Consider the following 23,709-nt stretch of genomic DNA (forward strand, 5'->3'; position numbering starts at 1 on the left):
TAGCGTAGTTTAAGCAGTTTTAGTGTCATTCGTCCAACCTTGATGGCGTAATAATGCATCAATTTTAGGCTCACGACCTCTAAATTTAACAAAGGCATCAAGCGCTGTATCTTTACCGCCTACAGCCAGCACTGCCTTGCGGAAAGCAAGTCCAGTCTCTTGGTTGAAGATCCCTTCTTGTTCAAAGCGATCGAATGCATCACTTGCTAAAACTTCAGCCCATTTGTAAGAGTAGTAGCCTGCGGCATAACCCCCTGCGAAAATATGGCTAAAACTATTTTGGAATCGGTTGTATGGTGCTGTAGGGAGAACAGCATATTGTTCACGAATTTCGTTTAAGGATTGTTGAATACCTGTTGCATCTAAAGCAGGAGATTGTTTATGTATATTCAAATCAAACATGGCAAACTCAAGCTGTCGAAGGGTTTGCATGCCTGATTGGAAAAATCTCGCATCCAAAAGAGACTTAAGGAGTTCTTCAGGTAAGGGTGTTTTGGTTTCAATGTGTTGGCTGATTAAAGCCAAGCTTTCATTATCCCAAGTCCAGAACTCCATAAACTGACTTGGCAGCTCGACGGCATCCCAAGCGACACCATGTGTGCCTGCTACAGAGATATGATCTACTTCTGTGAGCATATGATGCAGACCATGTCCAAACTCATGGAAAAGAGTAACGACTTCATCATGTGTCAAAAGCGCAGATTGTTGACCAATCGGTGGTGTAAAATTACCGACCATGTAACAAATCGGTTTCTGCATGCCATTGTTGGTTTGCATACGTGAGCGGAATCCGCTCATCCATGCTCCACCACGTTTCCCACTTCTAGCGTACAAGTCAAAATAGAATCCACCTATGACACTGCCTTGATCTTCAAGCTCATAATATCGTGCATCTGGATGCCATACAGGTGCTTTACGTTCAATGACTTGAATACCATATAAACGCTCCACAATTTTAAATAAACCTTGAACGACAACAGGGGTAGGGAAGTATGGCTTAAGTGCTTCCTGAGAAAGGTTAAAATGTTGAATTTTGAGTTTTTCCGAGAAATACGTCGTGTCCCAAGGTTGTAGTTCATCTACACCATGAGATTGAGCAATTGCTTTTAATGCCTCAATTTCTTGTAGGGCAGGTTTACGAGCATGTTCTGCCAACTCAATCAGGAATTGATCTACAGCTTCAACACTTGGAGCCATCTTACTTGCCAGTGAATATGCTGCATAATGCTCAAAACCTAAAAGTTGAGCCATTTCTTGGCGCAGTTTGAGAATTTCTTCCATCACCGCAGTATTGTCATATTCAGGGTGATCTGACTGATCCGACGCACGCGTGGTATATGCTTTATATAAGGCTTCGCGAAGCTCTCGCTTATCTGCGTAAGTCATGATTGCAAGATAAGAAGGAAAATCCAATGTCGCCACGGCTTGATCGAGTTCGCGTTGTTGACCGTATTGTTTTAGAAGTTCGATACTGCTCGCAGGTAAACCAGCAAGTTCATCTTCAGTTAATGGTTTGAAATATGATTGTGTGGCATCAAGAACGTGGTTAGAAAAATCTGAAGAAAGCTGCGATAAACGAGCTGATATTTCTGCGTAGCGTTTTTTTGCATCGCCTTCTAGAGCCACGCCTGAGAGTTTAAAGTCTCTAAGTGCAAGTTTAATTGCACTCTGTTGAGCTTCTGGTAAATCCGAAAAAATAGGTGCATCATGCACATATTGGTAGGTTTGATAGAGCGCAGTATGTTGCCCTAATTGTGTGTAGTATTCACTTAAGCTAGGTAAAAGAGACTGATAAATCTCGCGGGTTTCAGGATTGTTCATCACAGCATTTAAGTGAGACAAAATACCCCAAGATTCGCTCATTTGGTTTTCTAACTCATCGATTTGATCGAGCACATTTAATTGTAATTGTACCGTGTCTGGGACTTTCTCGAGTTGGTTTATAAAGTGTTGACCATTTTGAATCGCTTGTTCAATCTGTGATTTAAGCTGATCAAGCGTAATTTGAGAAAAATCGGGTACAGGCAAAGTTGCCTTTTCTAAAGTCATTTGTATAAGCCAAATTATCATGTCAGTTATTTATAGATGTAGGGGTCTTAAATAGAGAATTCAAGGATAAAAGTTAAAAACAAAATTATTAATAGGATTGATTTAAATGGAACAAAGAAAAAAAGGAAGTCATTTCTTTATTTATGGCCGCGTGTAATTTTGTCGTTATAGGAATGTTTTTCTACTGGCTAATATTTCATGCTCTCGCCCCTTGCTTGTTTGGCAAAACAGAATTTGATAAAGGTGCATTAGCAACAATGATGGGTTGGTCAGCGACTCTATTTATTGGTTATGCGGGTTACATTTTGCTAGATAAATGGAAAGAGCAAGAAAATCAAAAAATAATGAGGGATGAAATTATGTTCTCATCAAAAAAAATATTTGTAATGATGGGACAGTTAATGTCTATTTCACATATCAAAAAAGAAAATTTAGAGAGTATTAAGTTTGACGGCTTAAAATTTTTGTATAAAGAAATATTTTCTAGTTTAAATTTAATATATAGGTTGACACAGGATATAGAAATTAGCGACATAAAAAATAGTGTGGAATTTCAATTTACCGCATTTCTGGATATTAGGGAAAAATATGAAAGTGATACTATTGTCTATGATGTTTATTATCAAGAAACTAGACGTATAGCTCAAAGCTTTGGTGCCTTACATAATCAACTTGCAGATAAAGTAAAGATTAAATAAGAAGAGCGCCGTGGCGCTCTTTAAAGATTTAGTCTAATTTAGCTTTCGCATTCGACTTTTTCTTTTTCACTTTAGCTTTCTTTTTCGCTTTATCTTTTACTTTTCCATCAGATTTTTTGTCTGATTTTTTAGTATAAGAGCTTGGTTTTGCCTTGGACTTTTTCTTACGAACAGGGCGTTCACCGCTTTCATCTTTATCTTTTAGGAGTTCGACAGGCTCATTCAACATGCGATTTAACGCTTCTTGCTTGGTGACCGGTTTTTCCTTCACGACACGTGGTGCTCGACTACGAATAGCGCGACCTGCATGGCTGAGTTGTTGAATCAATTCAAAATCAATCTTACGTTCTTCTAAATTGACACCTGCAACCTTGATGCGTACTTCATCACCCAAACCGAAGGTCTGACCACGATTTTGCCCAACTAAACTTTGACTCGCTTGATCGAAGACAAAGAAGTCATCGCCAAGCTGGCTTACATGGACCATACCATCGACATATAAATCTTTTAAAGTGACAAATAGACCAAACTCAGCCGTAGCACTAATGACGCCAACAAACTCTTCACCAAGATGCTGTTGCATATAATGGCATTTTAACCAAGTGGTTACTGAGCGAGAAGCTTCATCAGCTCGACGTTCTGTTGCCGAGAAATGATTACCGGCTTCTTCTAGTGCGCCACCTGAGACTGGTGCAGGTTTATTTTTCAGGTGTGCTTTGATAGCACGATGTAATAATAAATCTGGATAACGACGAATTGGAGAGGTGAAATGAGTGTATGCCTCATACGCCAAACCATAGTGACCAGCGTTATTTGGCCCATAATAAGCTTGCATCATGGAGCGAAGAAGCACAGCATGAATACTTGGCGCATCAATACGGTCTTTAGTGGCTTCAATGACCGCTTGGTAGTCCGCTTGCGTAGGTTGATCAGGGAATTTCAAACCTAATAACTTAACAAAGTCGCGAACTTTTTGAATGCGTGAGAATTCAGGTGGCTCATGCACACGATACAACATTGGAATTTCGTGTTTTAAAGCAAATTCAGCAGCAGCGACATTGGCTAACAACATACATTCTTCAATGAGTTTATGAGCATCGTTACGTGATCTTGGTAGAATTTCTTTAATTCCACCAAGTTCATCAAAGGTCATGTACGTTTCAACGGTTTCAAATTCCATTGCATGGCGTTCTCCACGTAAACCTTTTAATACTTGGTAAAGTTGGAATAATGTATTCAGTGATTTACGCACTGTACGATCTTCAGGTACAGCTTGACTATCACCTTCAAAATATTTTGCAACTTGGTCATAGGTGAGTCGTGCTTTAGAGTGCATCACCGACGGATAGAATTCAAATTTTGTGACTTTACCTGCGCGACTTAAATTCAAATCACAGACCATACATAGACGATCGACATTTGGATTGAGTGAGCATAAGCCATTTGAAAGTGCTTCAGGCAACATCGGTAAGACAAAGTGAGGGAAGTACACAGACGTACCGCGTTCTTGTGCTTCATCATCTAAAGGTTTACCAATACGAACATAATGACTGACATCTGCAATCGCCACCACGACGCGATAGCCGCCACCAGGACGTTTTTCTGCATAGACAGCATCGTCGAAGTCACGCGCATCTTCACCGTCTATTGTGACTAAGGGTAAATCTCTTAAATCAATGCGTCCTTGACGATCTCGTGCTGTCGGTTCTTTAAAACTTTCAGCTTCTTGAACTACTTCTTCTGGAAATTCGTAAGGTAAACCATATTCTAAAATGGTTTGAGGAATAATAATTTCAGTATCAGATTTGTCGGCCATAGATTGAATAATATGACCTGTAGCAAACTCTTCACGATTTGGAAAATCATCAATTTCAACTCGAAGAGAATCACCAACTTTAGCTTTCGCATGCGCAATGAGTTCTTTTTCTAAGGTAATCGGTTGATGCGCATTTGGATTTGCTGGTTGAATGAAGTATTCACCTTCATATTCTGCGAGTTGCCCAATGATTTGTTTGACGCGTCGTTGGGTAATTTCAGTAATGAAACCCCATGGTTTACCTTTACGGTCAACAGAGGTCTGTTGAACTTTAACTCGGTCACCATGGAAGACTTGACGTAATTCACGCTCAGGTAACAAATATTCTTCTTTCTTACCATCTATACTCGCAACCCCTAAACCTTTGCTATTGATATAGATGGTCGCATCATGAACAGGTTGATCTGCCATAAGCTGGAACTTATAACCTTCTTTCGTCAATTGACCATCGCGAACCATCGCACTTAAACGGTGACTAAGTGCTTCAATACTTTTTTGATCCGCAATTTCGAAGTGTTCCACAAGGTCTGCATGAGACAATGCTTTTTTCTTATTCTCAATCGTTTCTAGAATAAGAACACGGCTTGGAATAGGATTATCGTAACGTTCAGCTTCCGCTTTGGCTTCAGGGTCGACCCAATTTTTCATAATGTCTTTGGCTTCATATCAGAAGATAAGTTTAGCATAAGACATGATGAGAAATACTGCACGTAAATGATTGCAATAAAGTGTTTTTAGTTCATAAATTATAAAAGAGATGCAGAATAGACAGTATTAAAGTGAAATTAATGCAGATTAAAGGTAAAAAACCTGAAAATTGTTTAAAAAATATATGATTGAACAAAAAACATAGAATTTTTTAAATTCTCACTTGAAGAGTAGGGACGAAGTTTGTATTATGGCGTCTCGTTACGGTGAGGTGGATGAGTGGCTGAAATCACTTCCCTGCTAAGGAAGCATACCTATTACTGGTATCGAGGGTTCGAATCCCTCTCTCACCGCCAACGATAAACTTGAAATGCGCTCATAGCTCAGCTGGATAGAGCACTTGGCTACGAACTAAGGGGTCGGGAGTTCGAATCTCTCTGAGCGCACCAATCAAGTTAATCGATGTAACGAAGTCGTAAGACACTCAAGTACGCGCTCATAGCTCAGCTGGATAGAGCACTTGGCTACGAACTAAGGGGTCGGGAGTTCGAATCTCTCTGAGCGCACCAACTTGATCATCTCTAAGATGTAAAAAAGAGAAGAAACCGCTTAATTGCGGTTTTTTTGTTTCTAGAATGAAGTGATGCTATAAATCATCATATTTTATTAGCTACTTAAGAAAGAAATAAATTTTAAAATTTCTACACATATTATTTTTAATTAATAGATATTAGCTCTTATAAAAACATCATCAATCCAACTCAGGATTGTTTGGAATTTGGATTGATCCTGTTGACCATCTCTTAAATTGTTGATTATCTAGCCATAATTTACATTTACGTATAAATACTGTTCGCTTGATTTAAATTTTATTAAAAAGTACTTAACAAATAATAATATTCATATATAATGCACTCCATCAAGACGTCGCGCTCATAGCTCAGCTGGATAGAGCACTTGGCTACGAACTAAGGGGTCGGGAGTTCGAATCTCTCTGAGCGCACCAACTTGATCATCTCTAAGATGTAAAAAAGAGAAGAAACCGCTTAATTGCGGTTTTTTTGTGTCTATTTTTTATCTTATTTCTTCTGCTCTTCGTTTTTGACTTTCAATGCAAAGACGACATTCGCCCCAACTGTAGGGAGCACATCATGATAAGGCAAGCTCCGTGCTGCACGAATCAGGAACGGTGCTTTTTCATCTATTTTTCCAGCATTCGTCATTTTCAATAAAGTACCTTGTTGAAACTTATCAAATTGCATTTTTCCTTTAATGTATTTCAGATCACCGCCTTGAGCATAAAAACTATTCTGATTCGACTTAGGAAAGCTAAAATTTAGTTTAAATCGGAATGGAATTTGAATAACTCCTAACCCGAGTTCAACTTTAAAATCTGCCAATTGTGTTTGGTCTTTTAGGGTTTCGATATCAATAGATTTGAGTTGGCGGGGAAACAACTTTTTATAATGTACAGGCTGTGTCCATTTTTGTAATTGTTGCACTGGTTGGGAATAATACTGATACGTCGTCACAAAACGCATTGATTCTGCACCGTGTTGATAAGGCACGGTTGTCGGTGTATGGACAAAACTTACAGGGTGTTCGGTGATACGACTGATTTGTGCGATTTTGGCCAATTGATTTGTCGTTAATTGGTCGGATGGAAATTGACCTGGTTTGAGCGTACTCGAAGAAGGTGCTGTTAATTTTTTTCGAATTGATTCAAGTAAAAATGCATGTGTACCACTTGGAATTCCCATTTTTGCTTCAGGCACTGCATTCAGAACTTTGCTAAATAGAAAACCTTTAGGTTGGTTCAAATCTCCCCATTGCGTTAGGGTCAGAAGAGTATGATTTTGATCCAATTTGAACCATTCAAATTTGCCTAGACCATAAGGAACGGGTGCATCCACAATCAAACTCGAAATAGTATTACCTTCAATATGATGCTGAAACACTATGGTCTCATTAAAGTTGAGCACAGGTATTGGTGTTGGAATGGAAATTTTATATTGAACCTGAGTGATATTTTTTTCTTGATTTAATATTTTAGCTGACTTCAATGTCGGGAATAAACCAACAAAATTTTCAAACTGTGAAAGCGTTTTGGCGACCTTTTCTTCATTAACAGGCAATACGATGGCAGATGATGTGAACTTCACATTTGGATTGGGTTGTTTTTTGCGTGTCGGAATAGATGTTTGGGTATTTGTGTGCGCATAGATGAGAATCTGATCTTTTGCGATGCTGGCGAGTTCGGTACTATTATTTTGAAATGGTTTTAACGCACTGGGTATATTTTCTTTCCATTCAATAATCGCACTGTACGACAAGCTAGGTACAAAAATAAGGCTTAAGCACAATGCTCGATAGTTAAAGTATTTCATTTTCATCCTGAACTATGAATTTAGACTTTTTATTTTGTGTCATTGTAAATCGTGTGATGCTTTCATCAATAGTGCGATGATGTAATCAACAGTATTCATTAAAACGACAATTCGATTTCAGGTAAAGTGGTGTAATATCTTTGCTTAAGAAAATCGATTGTTGAATCCCCTATGTCTGATACTCAACCAGTTTTATCTGTCCGTTACTTCTTAAATTTACAAGAGTCTCAGGATGGTTTTGCATTAGCTACTTTTGGCAAAAAACAATTTACGCGTTTTTTAACGCCACTTGTCAGTATTGCGATCGTGATTTGGGGGCTTTATCTTGGATTAGAGGGTGTAGGACGCTATTACGTGGCTTTAGGCACGTTCTTTATCTTTTTACAAATCGTTATGCGTTACTGGTTCTTACCTATGATGTTCAAGCGTCAGTTTGAAAAATATCAATTTGGTAAGACTGAACAAGGTATCGATTTGTTTCAAAACTCTGCCGAGCTTTTTTCAAGTGGTCGTCCTAAACAAGCATTTGCCTACAGTGAAGTACAAAAATTTGTAGTGGGTAAATTGACCTATATGCTTGAACTCAAAAATCATACAGTGGTCATTATTCCAAAACGTGCATTTGAGTCTGATGTAGACAGAACACTGTTTGAAAATACATTCCAAAAACGTTAAGTTTTGATGAGTTCATTACTCAAACTATAAATAAGAGAGATTTTCATGAGTGCAGTTCCATCAAAAATTGTATGTGTCGGTCGCAGTTATGCTGCGCATGCTCAAGAATTAGGTAATGCGATTCCTGATCAACCTGTCTTATTTATCAAGCCGCCGAGTAGCTTGGTGTCCTTAGCAGAAGGGATTGATTGGAATCGTGCATTGGGACAGTGTCATCATGAATGTGAACTTTCATTACGAATAGATCGACCGCTCAAAAACTTTAAGGATCCTCAAGAGGCATTAGCAGCAGTAGGTGCAGTCACCCTTGGTTTGGATTTGACTTTAAGAGATCAACAAGATCAGCTTAAAAAGAAAGGACAACCTTGGGAACGTGCGAAAGCATTTGATGGATCTTGTATTTTGGCAGATTGGATTTCGCTTGATCAGGTCCCAGCATTAGATCAAGTCCAGTTTAAGCTCGAAATTAATGATCAACTTAGGCAACATGGTGATACGGGGTTACTGATTTTTAAATTAGGAGCGCTTTTGGCAGAAATCAGTCAAAACTTTAGCTTAATGTCTGGTGATGTTGTCATGACGGGTACGCCTGCAGGTGTGGGACCATTAGAATCGGGTGATCAGCTCAAAATGACTTTGACTGGCTTAAAACAAGATTTTGTGTGGACTACGCAAGTGCATTAATGATGCATCAAGCTCAATTAAAAAGGATGATGGTTCATCCTTTTTTTATGGCTAGAGATTGTCTGAGTTGATGTTTTTACGAAACTGTTGGGGCGTGATGTGCATCCAGCGTTTAAACATATTGATAAAGGCTGAGGCGTTGGCATAGCCCAAATCTAGAGCAATATGTTCAACGGTTTTATTTTCAGACAATAAGCTTAATGCTCGTGTAATTTTAAAGCGTTGGCGCCATTCATTGAGCGACATCGAAATTTCAGCTTCACATAAGCGCGATAAAGTGCGCTCACTCATATTCACCATTTGAGCATAATCTCTCAGTGGACGCTGATCACTGAGATGCTCATGGATGTATGTAAATATCGTTTGTAATGCAGGATGATCAGAATGGGGCAAGTAGCTTTTGAGCAGGGGTGAGCTTTTTAATTGATCCAGTAAAACCATTAAAAGTCGTTGATATTCGGGTTGATCATGTTTGAAATAAGTTTTTCTGAGTTCATTGAGTAGCGCCGTCACTAAGGGGGAGCTTAGTAAAATACCTGCTTGTTTGGGCAGTGCATCACACAGGCTTTCATGCACGTATAAGGTGGCATGAGAAACAGCTGTGAGATTAATACTGCTGTGATGCAGATGCGGCGGTAGCCAAATTCCGTAGGGCGGAGGTGTTAAATATTGATTTTGATCAATATGAACTTCCATTACACCATCAAATGCATAGATAAATTCGCCCCATGCATGACCGTGTTTAGGATATTCCGAATGGGCTGGATCATTGCGGAATGTTAGCCAAAGATTCTCTTGGATATGATCATAATTATCTAACTGAACGAATAGTTCATGTGGATGGCGTTTTGGCATATTAAATTGCCTGAATAAATGTATTTGTTGTCTGTTTTGAATTATATATTCTAATTCAGTCAGCAGTATAGTGACGACTTGTTTGTGTGAAGAGTGCCACTCATGGGTGAGCGAAGAGGTCTTGACCTTCAGGCGTCAAGCTTAATGATCGTATTGTGTTTAGTCTGGGGTTTACAGCAAATTATCTTGAAACTTGCAGCTACTGATATTAGTCCTCTGATGCAAATCGCATTGCGCTGTGGTTTGGCAACCTTGCTTGTCGTTCCATTATTGTATCTACAACGAGTGCGACAACTGTTTCATTACCGTTATGTTGTTCCTGGAATTTGGTTAGCCTTTTTATTTTCTGCAGAATTTTATTTGGTTGCTGAGGCACTCAGGTACACCAGTGCTGCGCACACTGTTGTTCTGCTCTATACCGCGCCTATTTTTGTGGCTTTAGGCTTACATTGGAAAGTCAAAGCTGAAAAATTGAATCACTTCCAGTGGTTTGGTATTTGGTTCGCATTTTTTGGCATCGCTTATACTTTTTTAGTGCGTGATCAAGCTCAAAGTCAACTCAACCATATTTTATGGGGAGATTTTCTTGCTGTAATGGCAGGGATGATGTGGGCATTGACTACGATTTCTTTAAAATTTTCAACGCTTTCTGAGGCGCCTCCCACTCAAACATTATTTTATCAATTGCTTGGGGGCTTTATTTTTTTATTACCCTTAGCTTTTTGGACTGGACAAGCAGATGTACGCTGGTCACAACTGGCGTTTCTGAGCTTAACATTTCATGTGGTTGTCATGTCTTTTTTAAGTTTGCTGCTATGGTTTTGGTTGTTACGAACTTATTTAGCAAATGGCTTAGGTGTGTTTTCGTTTTTGACCCCCATGTTCGGCATGTTGTTTGGTGTCTGGCTATTAGATGAGGAGATCGAAACGAGTTTCTTGGTCGGTTCTTGTATGGTTCTTGCAGGGATTATGATTGTGTCTTTACACCGCTGTTTGAGAATTTATCTTGATCGAATCGGCGCAAGAATTGGAGCATTCCATTGAATCAGTACACATGGCTGGGATTAAGCTCGATTTTGATTTGGGCCTCGTTGGTTGCGGTGGTGAAACTTGTAACTGAATCATTAAGCCCGATACAGGCGGTGGCACTGATCTATAGTTTTAGTGCATTGTTCATGTTATGGAAAAATGGTTTTCCCAAGCTTTCACTCATGCCTAAAAAATACTTATGGGGCTGTGGTGCTCTTTTTGTTGGCTACGAGATCCTGTTTTTAATTTCGATTGCACTTTCAACGCATCGAGAACAGGTATTAATCATAGCAATGATTAATTATCTTTGGCCTCCTTTGCTGATTGTATTTTCGATTCTTGCACGGCAATTGAGCGCGAATATTTGGGTGATTACTGGCTTTGCATGTGCCATTCTTGGGTTAATGATGGTTGTTAATCCAGATATTCTCGAGCCGAAAAGCATATTGGTGGCCGTGCTTGAAAATCCATTGGCGTACTCATTTGCTTTCATCGGCGCCGTACTATGGCCTTTGTACAGTATATTTACCAAGAAATATGCAGAAGGTCATAATGCTGTTCCATTTCTTTTTCTAATGACTGCAGTTGGGTTGTGGGCTGTACATTTTGTGATGCGAGAACCGTTTGTTGAGCTGAATTTGATGACATGGCTGATGGTTGTAGTCATTGGCAGCTTAATTGGCTTGGCTTACAGCAATTGGAACCAAAGCATGCAATATGGACATCTCAAAATTTTAATTTTGGCAACGTATTTTATGCCCATTTTTTCAAGTCTGATGTCGATGCTGATTCTAGATGTGCAACCTCTAATGAGCTTTTGGATCGGTTGTGTCTTAGTGACCTTAGGCGCACTTATTTGTTGGCAATCTACACGTCCATATAATCCGTCTACGAAATAAGAAAAGACCTATAGAGGTCTTTTCTTATTGCAAGAGTTTATTTTTCTTCAAGTATGGTCGATAGCGGTACGGAGAGCTTTGCAGCAAGATAATCATCAGCTTCAATCAGTGCAGGACCAATACGGTTCATCCATACATCATCTTCATGAATTTTTCCGATATCATTTTTATCAGGCAGCGTATAAGGCAATGATTTATAAAATGACCAAAAATCAAGATGATCTAAATTTCTAACCAAAACATATTCATTATTATCTGTACGTTTAATAATATTCTGCTGTTCTAATAGATTAACATATTTAGGCCAGCGGCCAATTTCACGGCGTCCTAAAATATCAAGTGCCTCCAGATCGGTTACGGTTTTACCTTGTTTTTGTTTTTTATAGAATAACTCAAGCATATCTAGAAGCATGAGAATTGGATGGCGCGTTTCGGTCTTACCTGTATGAAATGCTGTGAGGGCATAACTTATCTCAACACCAAGCAGTACGATGTTCCAAGAGAGATAAATCCACAACAGGAAAATTGGAACTGCTGCAAAAGCACCGTAAACCAACTGATAACTGGTAAAGTTAGTCATCACGAAGCCGAATAAATTTTTCAGTAACTCGAAGGTAACAGCACTAAAAATCGCAGCAATCATGGCTGCTTTTATTGGAACAGAGCGGTTTGGAATCGTCCAATACAAGGCAAAAAAACCTAATGCGGTGAGTGCAAATGAGATGACCCATAAAATAAAAGTGCCATTCAATTCATAACCTGCAAAATTATTGCTTAGGATGTTCATAGACGCTAAAGTCGATGAAATCACAAAAGCCGAACCCAGCAGGATTGGTCCCAGTGAAATGATGGTCCAATAGCGCATAAAACCAATAATGCCATTACGCGTTTCTGTCACACGCCAAATACGATTGAATGCTGTCTCAATGCTAGTGAGCATCATTACTGTGGTAAAGAATAAAAACAGCACACCAATAATGGTTAAGTTGCTCGAATTGTCAGTAAATGCATTCAATGCTTTATCAAACGCGATACTGGTTTTAGGCAGAAAATTACTGTAGATCAATTGTTGTAATTGTTGCCGAGCAGGTTCTAATGCTTTAATCGATGAAATGATAACCAAGAATACGGTCAACATCGGCACGACAGCGAAAAGTGTGGTGTAAGTTAAAGAGCCTGCTTGCTCACGACAATTGTTAGCTTCAAAGCGTCGTAGTACAAACAAAATAAACTGAAACCATGTTTTATTGTAGAAAGGTAACTTTTTTAAGATTTCCGCCATAAATAATGAGTCTCGAGTATTTTTTAGTTAAAATTCTGTACGTTCGTTGCACAGCTTAACCAAATTTTAAAAAAAATACCGTATAGTTTTCTTTTTTCATTGGATGATCTTTTTATGCAAGCATATGTTCTAGTTTTGTATTACAGCAAATATGGTTCAACCAAGGAAATGGCACATTTAATTGCTCAAGGAATTGAATCTACTGGAATGCTTGCGAAAATTAGAACAGTTCCACAGTTGGCAACAGTGGTGACCGAAGCAGCACCAAGTATTCCAGAGGAGGGCGATATTTATGCGACTTTGGATGATCTTCAACATTGTTCGGGACTTGCATTAGGATCACCAACTCGATTTGGCAATATGGCATCAGAAATGAAATATTTTTGGGATCAAACAACGAGTTTATGGCTCAATGGTGCATTGCATAATAAACCTGCTTGTGTGTTTGGTTCATCGGGCTCTATGCACGGCGGGCAGGAAAGTACATTACTGACTATGTTGCCACCTTTGTTTCATCATGGAATGTTGATTTTGGGTTTAACCAATGCCAACCCAGCTTTATCGAATACAAAATCAGGTGGGACACCCTATGGTGCTACACATGTCAGTGGACCTAGACACGATCAATCTCTAAGCCAAGATGAAAAATCACTGTGTATCGAGCAAGGGAAACGATTAGGTGAAGTGGCGTTGCAAATGTTAAAGAAATAATTTTAAAGATTATTTTATCAGGCATAAAAAAGTGAGCTTCTCGCTCACTTTTATTTTGAAATATGTTTCTGTTCAAATCGGTGTTTGCACTTTTTGCATTGGTAATCGAGGAAAACATTCTTATCGACAATTTCTCCCGCTTTTTTTCCAAAACGATGACCTAAAAAGCCACCAGTCACACCCACACTGATTGCACCAACAAAAGTGCCAATTGTGCCACCCATGATTACACCTAAAGGGCCCGCAACAGCACCAATGGAAGCACCAATAGAAGCACCTGATGCAGCACCACCCACAGTACCCGCAGTTGTACCCGCTGCGGAAAGAAGAACACCACCTGTTTTTTGCAGTAATTGTTCATGGTTGCGTTTTTCAATATCAGTTGAACCGCATTTTGGGCAGTGTATTTCTAAGTTTTCAGTCATTTAGGATTGCTCTAATCTATACATCCATTTATTTAAAAGATTCTAGCATTGCGATTAAAGTTGCAACATGGCCGAATGTAGAAAAACTGTAATGCCAGATAAAATAAAAAATTGATTTGAAAATAGATTAATTTAATTTTTAAGGATAAAACCATATTTTATGAGCAGGATGGCTTAGATCTTGAACTGAATAACTAAGCGCAAATAGTGATTTAATTTTTTTCGAAGTTTGGCTTATTTTTTTATTCCAATCAAATAAATTACCAAGACAATGAAAAAATTATTTGTACTAAGCACCATTGTGACATTGAGTTTTAGCCTCATTGCATGCTCAAAAGAAAAGCCTACTGAGCTTAAGGGGCAAGATGAATCAAATGAAAAATTAACAACCTTGAATATTGGCTATCAAAAAGCGGCGCTTAAATTCATCGTTGCAAAACAAAATAAAACTTTTGAGCAGGCATTCCCTGGTGTGAAAATTCAATGGAAAGAATTCCCGGCAGGTCCTCAAACACTAGAAGCATTAAATGTCGGTGCTATTGATGTGGGGTATACAGGGGATACACCTGTAATTTTCGCACTTTCTGCAGGTAAACCAATTCAATATTTAGCTTATGAAAATGGATCTAAAAACTCACATAGCTTGCTCTTACCCAAAGACAGTACGATTCAAAGCTTAAAGGATCTAAAAGGTAAGCGCATTGGTGTTACACAAGGTTCAAGTGCGCATTACTTTCTCTCACAAATATTAGATCAAGCTCAATTGAGCTGGTCTGATATTCAACCCGTCTGGTTAACGCCTGCAGATGCCCGAGCTGCTATTGATAAAAAATCACTCGATGCTTGGGCGATTTGGGATCCTTATGCAAGTGCTGCTTCGCTTAAAGGTGATACACGTGTTCTTATTGATTCAAAAGCTTTGCCATTAGCGTATAGCTTCTATTTGTCTTCTCCAAAATTTTTAAAACAACATGCGGTTGAAGCCCAAAGATTTGTGCAAACATTAAATCAAGTAGATGATTGGATCAATCAACACCCAGATCAAGCCGCAAAAATTTTGGCGCAAAGTACAAGCTTGGACGAAAATATTACCAAACTGGTTTTAGAAAAAAGAAATATTCCTGCTTATGCCAAACTGGTCGATACAGATACAGTCACGGCGCAACAAAAAATTGCAGATTTGTTTTATCGACTCAAACTCATTCCGAATGCGGTGTCTTTAAAAGATCATGTGTGGACTGGGCAAGACTAAGTGATTGAACGCGAATCATATTTTTATAGACGCATAAGTATCCAATTTAAATGATTTCAAAAGCATTCATCTTTCAGTCATTAATACAATGAAGTATTAGAAAGATGAGTGCATCATGAATCAACCATTACAACAAAGCTTAACAGCACTTCCTATTCTAAATTTAAGTCAATTTGATCAATCATCAACGCAAGCAGATTTTCTGCAACGACTTGCACATATCGCCAAGGATATTGGTTTTTTTTATTTGACAGGTCATGGCATTTCAGCTGAAAAAATTTTGGAGATTCAGCGTATTACTCGACAGTTTTTTTCGCTGCCACAAGAACAAAAAGATGAAATCGCTATGATTCATTCCCCGCATTTTCGAGGGTATAGTCGAGTAAATGCCGAAGTTACACGTCTGCAACCTGATTTTAGAGAACAAATAGACATTGGTTTTGAGCTGGCAGCATTAGAACCTGAAACTGGACCGACATGGAGACGTTTACAGGGACCAAATCAGTGGCCTTCGAATTGGCCTGAGTTTCAACGCGTAGTCACCGCATGGCAACGAGATCTCAGACAAGTTGCAATTAAATTATTAAAAGCCTTGTTGCTTTCATTGGGGCAGCAGGACACAGCACTTGATCAATTGATTACAGGCAGTCCACATGAACTACTCAAGCTGATTCATTATCCCCCAATTGATCAAATGAATCATCAGGGTGTAGGCCCTCATAAAGACTCCAATATTTTAACTTTACTTTTACAAGACCAGATCGGAGGACTTCAGGTCTTAAGTCAAGGCAAATGGATTGAAGTACCATTTGTTGAACACGCATTTGTCGTCAATATCGGTGAGGTTTTAGAGCTTGCCACAAATGGATATTTGATTGCGAATCAACATCGAGTCATATCTCCAACCAATGCAGAACGGTACTCGGTTGCTTATTTTCTTTCTCCAAATTTATTTGCTGGTGAAATTCCGCTTTTAAATCTTGCAAATGATTTAAAAGCACTTGCACAAGGACCAGAGACAGATCCACTGAATCCTTTACTGAGAAATGTGGGAGAAAACTGTATCAAAGGTCGACTTAGATCTCATTTAGACGTTACTGAAAAATATTATCCAGCGCAATTTAAACAACTCAAACAATCAACAACAATATCGAGTAAATCATGAAGTCAAAATACGCCCAATTTTTATTTATTATTTTTGCAATTCTCATTATCAGTGCATGTAGTGCTCAACCTGAACCTCAAAAAACAAAGCAAACACAACAAACAATCGTGATTGGATCACATGGATCGGATGTTGATATTTGGAGACATATCGCGGATTCTGATCTGGCGAAAGCAGCAAATGTTGACATTGAGGTGAAAGAAATTAATGACGGTGTGGCTTTGAATCAAGCTTTGCTCGATGGTGAAATTGATGTAAATGCATTTCAATCTTGGGCGTATTTCAAAGAATTTAATGACTTGAATCATCATAAGCTTGCTGTCTTGGCGACCACTTATTTAGAGCCTATGGGTTTATATTCTCAAAACTACAAGTCACTAACTGCTTTGCCTGATCGGGCCTTAATTGCAATTCCAAATGATGTGGCGAATACAGCACGTGCATTAAGACTATTAGAACGTGCTCAGTTGATTCAACTTAAGCCAGATTTTAATACGATTTCTGGAACTCTTGAAAGTATCCAGTCAAATCCGAAATCACTTCAATTTAAATTGGTCAAAGGTGCACAACTACCACGTGTATTGTCTGAGGTGGATTTAGCCGCAATTGGAAATACTATTGCTCTAGAAAGTGGACTAAATGTAATAACAAATGCGATATTTAAAGAAGAGGTTACTGATAAAGCTTTAGAAAATGTCAATATACTTGCAGTGCGTAAAGATCGATTGAATGATCCACAATTTCAAAAACTTTCAAATCTTTACCATCAGCCTTACGTTGAAGATTATATTCAAAAGCATTTTGGTGGTACAAAATTGGGTATTCAACTTGATCCTGCCACATTAAAATATAAAAAAGCGCCGTTAGGCGCTTTTTTTTAATGTTCAAAATTATTCTTGAACAAAAGTCACAGTCCCATTTGCAAGTGATTCAACACGAGCAAGTGATTCAACTCGGTAACCTTTTTCAAGTAAAAGATCACGGCCAGGTTGGAACGACTTTTCAATCACGATACCAATCCCGACAACCTCAGCTTCAGCTTGGTGAATCAAGTCAGCCAGACCTAAAGCAGCTTGTCCATTTGCAAGAAAGTCATCGATCACAAGAACCTTATCGGTTGCTGCAATGTGCTTCTTGGAAATAGCAATTGTGCTTTCTACTTGCTTTGTAAAAGAGAATACTTTTGAACGATATAAATCATCTTTTAAAGTTAAAGATTGATACTTACGTGCAAAAATTACCGGTACACCAAGTTCCAAGCCAGCCATCACAGCAGGTGCGATACCTGAAGCTTCAATTGTGATGATTTTGGTGATGCCCGCATCTTTGAATAGACGAGCAAATTCTTGACCAATTTGTTGCATCATCACTGGGTCGATTTGGTGGTTTAGAAAAGAATCAACTTTTAAAACCTGATCAGATAGAACGATACCTTCGTTTAAGATTTTCTGTTCTAGTGCGTACACGGGAGAATCCTCTAGGGCAGGTGCCTTTTTAAGCAAAGACGTATTTTAAAAAGCATCTGCAAAAAAGCAAGTAAAAAATGCCTTAATTTTGTGGACCGTTATACCCTGTCAGTAAGAGCCCGTATGAAGATTTTTTATCTTGGTGTGTGACTTTCACTGGTAGATAGTCCAATTTCGGAGACAGCCAAAAAATCGTTTCACGACCTGGTTTATCATGTTTCATCACTACTTTGATGGTATCAAACGTACCGTACTTAGTTTCTACTTTTTCAGTGCCTTGTTTGATGAAACGACGTGATTCAACTTCTTTAGCATCTGCAATCCAGTATTGCGATTTTAAACCACTATTTTTTAAGTCTTCACGAATTTGCAATTCTGCATTTAACTCATCCAGTACACCAGATTTCCATGCAAATGAACGTTGCTCTTTATCTTTGGTGGTGTTAATGGTTTTGGCACTTGGATTAAATTTAATGCTCATTGTATTGTTATGAACCAAAATTTTACTGGTGCGACTGAAATTGGATGATTGAATCTGATTATTGTTGAATGTGAAGTTACTGGTTTCAGTCGCTGAAGCAATACCTCCTGCTTTAGCTGCAAAAACGTAATTCCAGGTGTTACCTGATTTTTTCAAGGTTCGTGTTGCTGACCCCAAGTTTTTACCATTGTATGCAAACTGATAAGAGGCTTGGAAGGGCGTCATGGCAAGCGCTTGACTTGAATAGCCTGTGAAAAGCACGGCTGTACCTACACTTGCAATCACACTCAAAGTTTTAAACGATTTAAATGCCATAAATATTTTCCTTTACCTTCGTATCGAAGGATCACTTGAAGTTTTATTATCTCTGATAAATAAGGAGAAATAATCAATAATCACAGTGAAAATGTATTTTTCTGTAGCTTAAGCTTTATGACGACATTAGAACTCTGCGCTCTAGTCATCCTTTTGTTTAATTGGTGTAATGTGATCACTTTCCACTTCATCAGATTTAGATTTGAATCGATCAGTATTCATTTTGCTAAATAAAGCCATCAAATTTACATTACCAATCACGACCAATTCTGTTTCACGAAGTTCTGCATGGTTGACGTGTACTTTGCCCAATGTTTCGATGATCGAGCGATTTTTACCGAGCCACTGATTTAAATCGAGATGTAATAGATCATCTTTGACTTTAATGACATTAAAACGCTCTAAAATCATGCCAAGTGGATCTTTTCGAAGAATTTTTTGATAGAAGAATAGTGCAGATCGGAATGCAATTTTCATCCAAAAGGTTTGAAATTTTGCTTCAATGACTTCGGTTTCACTAATTTGTTCAAATACAATCAGTTGTACGTCTTTATTCAATTCCATTTGAATGAGCTTTAAATCTACAGAGAGAATGGTATAAAGCCCTTTCACATTCAAAGTGGCATAGAGTCGAAGCCAATCGTCATGTAAATCAGCATGTAAATCTTCAAGTATGCTGACATTGTCGGTCACAAAGCGCTTGAAAGTCGCATTTAAAAAAACTTGAGAGACAGGAAATTCACGTTCTTCTTCAATAAACCCTTCAGCCTTTTGATAGACTTTACGAAATTTGTTCGCGATATTTGAAATAATCGTTGGCATAAGTGAAGTTCCATTACCTCTAAATCTTGTGAGATGTCAGCTAGTGTATATCTTGTAGGTGATTACTGCCGAAGGATAACAGCTTATCCAATTGCGATGTAATGTTTACAAAGACGTTTATTATGGTTTTGATGGTCAGGCGTTATTTAAGTTTAATCTATTGGTTTCGCATGACTTTATCTCATTTTATCTGAAGAACTTACTCAATATTTAACTCATTTGTCTAAAATATGTCATCAATATAAAGATCAACTCGATTTATTCAGATTGATAAGCGCGCTGAATTTGACAGACCTCAATCGAATACGTGTCATACCATGATAGGCGACCTTTTTGTTGCGCATAAAGATGCTCAGTGTCCTGACGCCAAGCTTGAATATCCTCTAACCGAATCCAATAAGAAAGACTGACTTCATTATCCTTCTCTTGATAGGTTTCAAACTTTGTACAATGGTAATCATGCATCGCTTTATGCCGCATTTGGCTAGCCAATATTACATATTCATCATCAATATTTTTTATTTTAGCTTTGAAGATGACAACGAAGTTCATTTTTGAATACTCATTTATTATTTTAATTTGCTTCCCGAATAACGGGAAGCATAGACCGAAGTCATTGAGGAGTGTTATTCGTCATCCAATAGCAGGTAAGGATTTTCAAAACCTAGTTTTTGTAAAATCTCAATCTCAATTGCTTCCATTTCCTCAGCATCTTGTTCAGAAGTTTCATGATCATAGCCCATCAGATGTAAAGTACCGTGAACCAACATATGAGTGAAATGTGTTAATGGTGCTTTAAATTGTTCTTCTGCTTCACGAAGCACAACGGGAATACAAATCACCAGATCTCCGATAGGGAAACTGTCTAGAATTTCAGCCATTTCATCTGGTAAGTCGCTTGGAAAAGATAAAACATTGGTTGGCTTATCTTTACCACGATATTCAAGGTTAAGTTTGTGACTTTCTTCGACATCTACGCAAGCTATACCAATTTCACAATCGCTTTGTGTATCAATATGACGAAGGGTGGTTTCAATAATTTTTTTAACATACGCACGTTTGAGCACCAAGCTTGATGCTTCAAACGATTGTTGTAATGAGAGACTGAGTTTCAAAATCTTGCCTTGAGCGTGATTAGATTTAAATTACTCTGCATCTTGATGCTGAGCATCAGCAGCAGAATCATTTTCTGATATGAGTGCTTCTTGACGCGCTTTACGTTCCGCACGTGCTTCAGCAGTTAAACGATGTTGTTCACTGTCCCAACCTTCGTATGCTTCTACAATTTTTTGTACAAGCTGATGTCTTACAACATCACGTGAGTGAAAACGTGTGATATGGATTTCTTTAATCTTTTCAAGCACGCGTAATGAATGTGCCAAACCAGACTGCTGTCCACGTGGTAAATCCACTTGAGTAATGTCACCGGTAATGACTGCACGCGAACCAAAACCAAGACGAGTTAAGAACATTTTCATCTGTTCTGGCGTTGTATTTTGAGCTTCATCTAAAATGACAAAGGAGTGATTGAGTGTACGACCACGCATATATGCAAGTGGCGCTACTTCAATAATTTGACGCTCAATTAATTTTGCCACTTTTTCAAAGCCAAGCATTTCATACAGGGCATCATAGAGTGGGCGTAAATAAGGATCAATTTTTTGTGATAAGTCACCTGGCAAGAAGCCAAGTTTTTCACCAGCTTCCACAGCGGGGCGAACTAAAAGAATGCGTTGAATTTCATTGCGTTCAAGCATATCAACGGCAGCAGCTACAGCCAAATAGGTCTTACCTGTACCCGCTGGACCAATCCCGAAAGAAATATCACTTTGAAGAATGCGTTGTACATAGCGTTTTTGGTTGGCCCCCCGCGGATTAATGCGGCCCTTACGGGTTTGGAGCCAGACTTCATCAAGTCCTGTGTGTTCTTGATTAGGATCCAATTGTAATTCATGATCAGTCTGGCTGCCTTGAATCATTAAATGAATCAAATCAGAGCTGATTTGTTGAGAAACTTCAGCTTCGGCGTATAAGCGCTGAAGTAAGCTTTCAACTCTCTCGACTTCATCAATTCCACCGTCAATAAAAAAACTATCGCCACGCTGACTGATTTTTACATCTAAACGTTGTTCAATTTGTTTCATATGACCGTTGTACGCGCCAAGCATGGTTTGTAAACGGTCCATTGAAACACCGGGAAAAGCCACTGTACGTCGAATCGCTGCAGTCAAGAGATTTCCTTTAGAGTCTATTAATCTATACCTCTACATTACGCCACGTCAGGTTCAAGATTCAAGAGTTCACCGTAAACTAAATTTAAGGTTTTAATCTCTGTAATCTCAATCTCTGCAAAGCGTCCAAGCCAAGAGGCATCACCAATAAATGTTACTAAACGTGTATTGTCTGCGGTTCCTACCAATAAGTTTGGATCGTGTTTTGAAACGCTCTCAATGAGCACACGTTGGACAGTACCAAGCATAGCATCAGTTTTTTGGATACTTGACTGCTTAATCCATTGTTGAACTTTAGCCAAGCGCTCTTTTTTAACATCTTCAGGTGTTAAATCTTCCAGCTCTGATGCTGGTGTACCAGGACGTTTCGAGTAGATGAAACTATAAGAATGATCAAAATCTAAGTCTTGAATAAATTGATATGTCTCTTCAAAGTTAGCATCAGTTTCACCAGGGAAGCCAATAATAAAGTCTGAAGACAAATGCATATCAGGGCGTACCTGGCGTAATTTAGCAATCTTATCGATATAAACGTCAATCGTGTGGTTACGCTTCATCGCCTTCAATACATCATTTGAACCACTTTGAACTGGTAAATGAAGGTGAGAAACCATCTGTGGTAGGTCACGATAGCATTGGATAAGGTCATCATTGAATTCTAATGGATGAGATGTCGTATAGCGAATACGACCAATGCCTGGAATTTCCGCCACTAGACGAAGAAGATCAGCAAACGTACAGATTTCACCTTCGAATGTTTCTCCGCGGTAACCATTTACGTTTTGACCGAGTAAAGAAACCTCACGTACGCCCTTTTCCGCAAGACCAGCAATTTCAGCAAGTACATCATCTAGGGGACGAGATACTTCCTCACCACGAGTGTATGGCACCACGCAGAATGAACAGTATTTTGAACAGCCTTCCATAATCGATACGAAAGCTTTATAACCTTCAACGCGAGGTTCAGGTAAGAAGTCGAACTTTTCGATATCTGGAAATGAGATGTCTACCAGTTTGATTTTCTCTTTTTTCGGCTTTTCAATTTGATCCGTATGCTGATCAAGCATTTGTGGCAAACGGTGAAGTGTTTGTGGACCAAATACCATGTCGACATAAGGTGCACGTTTTTGGATATTGTCACCTTCTTGAGATGCAACACATCCACCTACACCAATCACCAAATCAGGATTTTTTTCTTTCAGCTTGCGCCAGCGACCTAATTCTGAAAATACTTTTTCTTGCGCTTTTTCACGAATTGAACAGGTATTCATTAAAAGAATATCTGCATCAGCAGGGTCTGTTGTTAATACATAACCGTGTGAATCACCTAGCAAGTCGGCCATACGATGACTGTCATACTCATTCATCTGACACCCTTGCGTTTCGATATACAGTTTTTTGACTGCACCATCGATGGCTGGGGTGTGCTGTGGCTGGGTAACAGTGTTTTCTGAGGCAGCTGGGGCACTATTCGGAATGAAGGTTTGAACCGTCATGAAGGCTCCTATCCTATAAAAAGGGATAAATATGTTCCGGTGAAGTATGGGGGAATCCCACACTCGATAAAAGCGAGCTATTTTACAGTATTTGTACTACGGGTTGAACAAATATATAAATCAGATCAAGTTTATGGATTTACAGTAAAAATACTTTAAAATAATAGTGGTTAATCAGCGCTTTACATAACAGAACAGTACTTGATCATTAGAGTATTTAAAATACATTTTAAAATTGCCAAGCGCTGCAAAAGAGTTGATCATGCAAAAAAGCATGTCCAAATGTAGCGACGAGTTAAAGTTGAGAAGAGAAGCGTGTTAAA

The 23,709-nt window shown here is 38.7% G+C and carries 22 protein-coding genes and 4 tRNA genes; 13 read left to right on the forward strand and 13 right to left on the reverse strand.

Annotation, left to right across the window (positions count from 1 at the left end; genetic code table 11):
* Window positions 1–9: 9 nt before the first annotated feature.
* Window positions 10–2,064, reverse strand: coding sequence for a M3 family metallopeptidase (locus AC1M9C_RS12240; protein ID WP_481953799.1), 2,055 nt, complete (start codon window positions 2,062–2,064; stop codon window positions 10–12).
* A gap of 128 nt (window positions 2,065–2,192) precedes the next feature.
* Between AC1M9C_RS12240 and AC1M9C_RS12245 the strand changes: the two genes are divergently transcribed.
* A complete protein-coding gene (locus AC1M9C_RS12245; protein ID WP_481953790.1) occupies window positions 2,193–2,747 on the forward strand; it encodes a hypothetical protein in 555 nt (184 codons plus the stop codon).
* A 28-nt stretch (window positions 2,748–2,775) separates the two neighbouring features.
* Here AC1M9C_RS12245 and rnr read toward each other — a convergent pair whose 3' ends face one another.
* Window positions 2,776–5,214 carry a ribonuclease R gene (rnr, locus tag AC1M9C_RS12250; protein WP_481953800.1) on the reverse strand — a complete coding sequence of 813 codons (2,439 nt, stop codon included), beginning with the start codon at window positions 5,212–5,214 and terminating at the stop codon, window positions 2,776–2,778.
* Window positions 5,215–5,476: 262 nt separating this feature from the next.
* Here rnr and AC1M9C_RS12255 point away from each other — a divergent pair.
* The 4 genes from AC1M9C_RS12255 (at window position 5,477) to AC1M9C_RS12270 (ending at window position 6,217) form a co-directional block, all read left to right on the forward strand.
* Window positions 5,477–5,567, forward strand: a tRNA-Ser gene (locus AC1M9C_RS12255).
* A 16-nt stretch (window positions 5,568–5,583) separates the two neighbouring features.
* A tRNA-Arg gene (locus AC1M9C_RS12260) sits at window positions 5,584–5,660 on the forward strand.
* A gap of 43 nt (window positions 5,661–5,703) precedes the next feature.
* A tRNA-Arg gene (locus AC1M9C_RS12265) sits at window positions 5,704–5,780 on the forward strand.
* Between the two features lie 360 nt (window positions 5,781–6,140).
* Window positions 6,141–6,217: transfer RNA gene (locus tag AC1M9C_RS12270), tRNA-Arg, on the forward strand.
* A gap of 73 nt (window positions 6,218–6,290) precedes the next feature.
* On the opposite strand, the gene AC1M9C_RS12275 is transcribed toward AC1M9C_RS12270, so the two are convergent.
* On the reverse strand, window positions 6,291–7,598 hold the full coding sequence (locus AC1M9C_RS12275) for an SRPBCC family protein (protein WP_481610319.1): 1,308 nt from the start codon (window positions 7,596–7,598) through the stop codon (window positions 6,291–6,293).
* 171 nt (window positions 7,599–7,769) lie between these two features.
* Here AC1M9C_RS12275 and AC1M9C_RS12280 point away from each other — a divergent pair, with 171 nt between their 5' ends.
* Entirely contained in the window at window positions 7,770–8,273 is a 504-nt protein-coding gene (locus AC1M9C_RS12280) for a YcxB family protein (protein WP_035265193.1), read from the forward strand.
* Between the two features lie 45 nt (window positions 8,274–8,318).
* Window positions 8,319–8,957, forward strand: coding sequence for a fumarylacetoacetate hydrolase family protein (locus tag AC1M9C_RS12285; RefSeq protein ID WP_481953791.1), 639 nt, complete (start codon window positions 8,319–8,321; stop codon window positions 8,955–8,957).
* Between the two features lie 51 nt (window positions 8,958–9,008).
* On the opposite strand, the gene AC1M9C_RS12290 is transcribed toward AC1M9C_RS12285, so the two are convergent.
* On the reverse strand, window positions 9,009–9,812 hold the full coding sequence (locus AC1M9C_RS12290) for an AraC family transcriptional regulator (RefSeq protein ID WP_481592032.1): 804 nt from the start codon (window positions 9,810–9,812) through the stop codon (window positions 9,009–9,011).
* Between the two features lie 102 nt (window positions 9,813–9,914).
* Between AC1M9C_RS12290 and AC1M9C_RS12295 the strand changes: the two genes are divergently transcribed.
* Window positions 9,915–10,856, forward strand: coding sequence for a DMT family transporter (locus AC1M9C_RS12295; protein WP_481953792.1), 942 nt, complete (start codon window positions 9,915–9,917; stop codon window positions 10,854–10,856).
* Window positions 10,853–11,740: an aromatic amino acid DMT transporter YddG gene (yddG, locus tag AC1M9C_RS12300; protein ID WP_481614235.1), complete on the forward strand. Its 888-nt coding sequence runs from the start codon at window positions 10,853–10,855 to the stop codon at window positions 11,738–11,740. The genes AC1M9C_RS12295 and yddG overlap by 4 nt, the downstream gene beginning before the upstream one ends.
* A gap of 37 nt (window positions 11,741–11,777) precedes the next feature.
* Here yddG and AC1M9C_RS12305 read toward each other — a convergent pair whose 3' ends face one another.
* Window positions 11,778–13,022 (reverse strand): YihY family inner membrane protein, encoded by a 1,245-nt coding sequence (locus AC1M9C_RS12305; RefSeq protein ID WP_481953793.1) that lies wholly within the window; start codon window positions 13,020–13,022, stop codon window positions 11,778–11,780.
* Window positions 13,023–13,136: 114 nt separating this feature from the next.
* Here AC1M9C_RS12305 and wrbA point away from each other — a divergent pair, with 114 nt between their 5' ends.
* Window positions 13,137–13,733, forward strand: coding sequence for an NAD(P)H:quinone oxidoreductase (gene wrbA, locus AC1M9C_RS12310; RefSeq protein WP_035265209.1), 597 nt, complete (start codon window positions 13,137–13,139; stop codon window positions 13,731–13,733).
* 50 nt (window positions 13,734–13,783) lie between these two features.
* Here wrbA and AC1M9C_RS12315 read toward each other — a convergent pair whose 3' ends face one another.
* Window positions 13,784–14,158, reverse strand: coding sequence for a hypothetical protein (locus AC1M9C_RS12315; protein ID WP_035265212.1), 375 nt, complete (start codon window positions 14,156–14,158; stop codon window positions 13,784–13,786).
* Between the two features lie 271 nt (window positions 14,159–14,429).
* On the opposite strand from AC1M9C_RS12315, the gene AC1M9C_RS12320 reads away from it, so the two are divergent.
* The 3 genes from AC1M9C_RS12320 (at window position 14,430) to AC1M9C_RS12330 (ending at window position 17,456) form a co-directional block, all read left to right on the forward strand.
* Window positions 14,430–15,410, forward strand: a complete 981-nt coding sequence (locus tag AC1M9C_RS12320; RefSeq protein ID WP_481953794.1) for an aliphatic sulfonate ABC transporter substrate-binding protein — start codon at window positions 14,430–14,432, stop codon at window positions 15,408–15,410.
* Between the two features lie 115 nt (window positions 15,411–15,525).
* Window positions 15,526–16,575, forward strand: a complete 1,050-nt coding sequence (locus AC1M9C_RS12325) for an isopenicillin N synthase family dioxygenase (RefSeq protein WP_481586802.1) — start codon at window positions 15,526–15,528, stop codon at window positions 16,573–16,575.
* On the forward strand, window positions 16,572–17,456 hold the full coding sequence (locus AC1M9C_RS12330) for a MetQ/NlpA family ABC transporter substrate-binding protein (protein ID WP_481953795.1): 885 nt from the start codon (window positions 16,572–16,574) through the stop codon (window positions 17,454–17,456). Before AC1M9C_RS12325 ends, AC1M9C_RS12330 begins: the two co-directional genes overlap by 4 nt.
* A gap of 9 nt (window positions 17,457–17,465) precedes the next feature.
* Here the strand turns inward: AC1M9C_RS12330 and AC1M9C_RS12335 are convergent, their stop codons facing one another.
* The 7 genes from AC1M9C_RS12335 to miaB all read right to left on the reverse strand — a co-directional run bounded on the left by AC1M9C_RS12335 (window position 17,466) and on the right by miaB (window position 23,386).
* Window positions 17,466–18,041, reverse strand: coding sequence for a xanthine phosphoribosyltransferase (locus tag AC1M9C_RS12335; protein WP_035265221.1), 576 nt, complete (start codon window positions 18,039–18,041; stop codon window positions 17,466–17,468).
* An 82-nt stretch (window positions 18,042–18,123) separates the two neighbouring features.
* Window positions 18,124–18,837, reverse strand: a complete 714-nt coding sequence (locus AC1M9C_RS12340; RefSeq protein ID WP_481586804.1) for a DUF3108 domain-containing protein — start codon at window positions 18,835–18,837, stop codon at window positions 18,124–18,126.
* A gap of 141 nt (window positions 18,838–18,978) precedes the next feature.
* Complete coding sequence (locus tag AC1M9C_RS12345) at window positions 18,979–19,659, reverse strand: hypothetical protein (protein ID WP_179999309.1); 681 nt, start codon at window positions 19,657–19,659, stop codon at window positions 18,979–18,981.
* Window positions 19,660–19,917: 258 nt separating this feature from the next.
* Window positions 19,918–20,211 carry an antibiotic biosynthesis monooxygenase family protein gene (locus AC1M9C_RS12350; RefSeq protein ID WP_481586805.1) on the reverse strand — a complete coding sequence of 98 codons (294 nt, stop codon included), beginning with the start codon at window positions 20,209–20,211 and terminating at the stop codon, window positions 19,918–19,920.
* Between the two features lie 74 nt (window positions 20,212–20,285).
* Complete coding sequence (ybeY, locus tag AC1M9C_RS12355; protein ID WP_035269880.1) at window positions 20,286–20,774, reverse strand: rRNA maturation RNase YbeY; 489 nt, start codon at window positions 20,772–20,774, stop codon at window positions 20,286–20,288.
* A 30-nt stretch (window positions 20,775–20,804) separates the two neighbouring features.
* The gene (locus tag AC1M9C_RS12360) at window positions 20,805–21,890 is read right to left on the reverse strand and encodes a PhoH family protein (RefSeq protein WP_092768044.1); all 1,086 of its coding nucleotides are present in this window, start codon (window positions 21,888–21,890) and stop codon (window positions 20,805–20,807) included.
* Between the two features lie 38 nt (window positions 21,891–21,928).
* Complete coding sequence (gene miaB, locus AC1M9C_RS12365; protein WP_179999317.1) at window positions 21,929–23,386, reverse strand: tRNA (N6-isopentenyl adenosine(37)-C2)-methylthiotransferase MiaB; 1,458 nt, start codon at window positions 23,384–23,386, stop codon at window positions 21,929–21,931.
* Between the last annotated feature and the right edge of the window lie 323 nt (window positions 23,387–23,709).

This window comes from Acinetobacter sp. 24-47-39 (genome assembly GCF_056783825.1).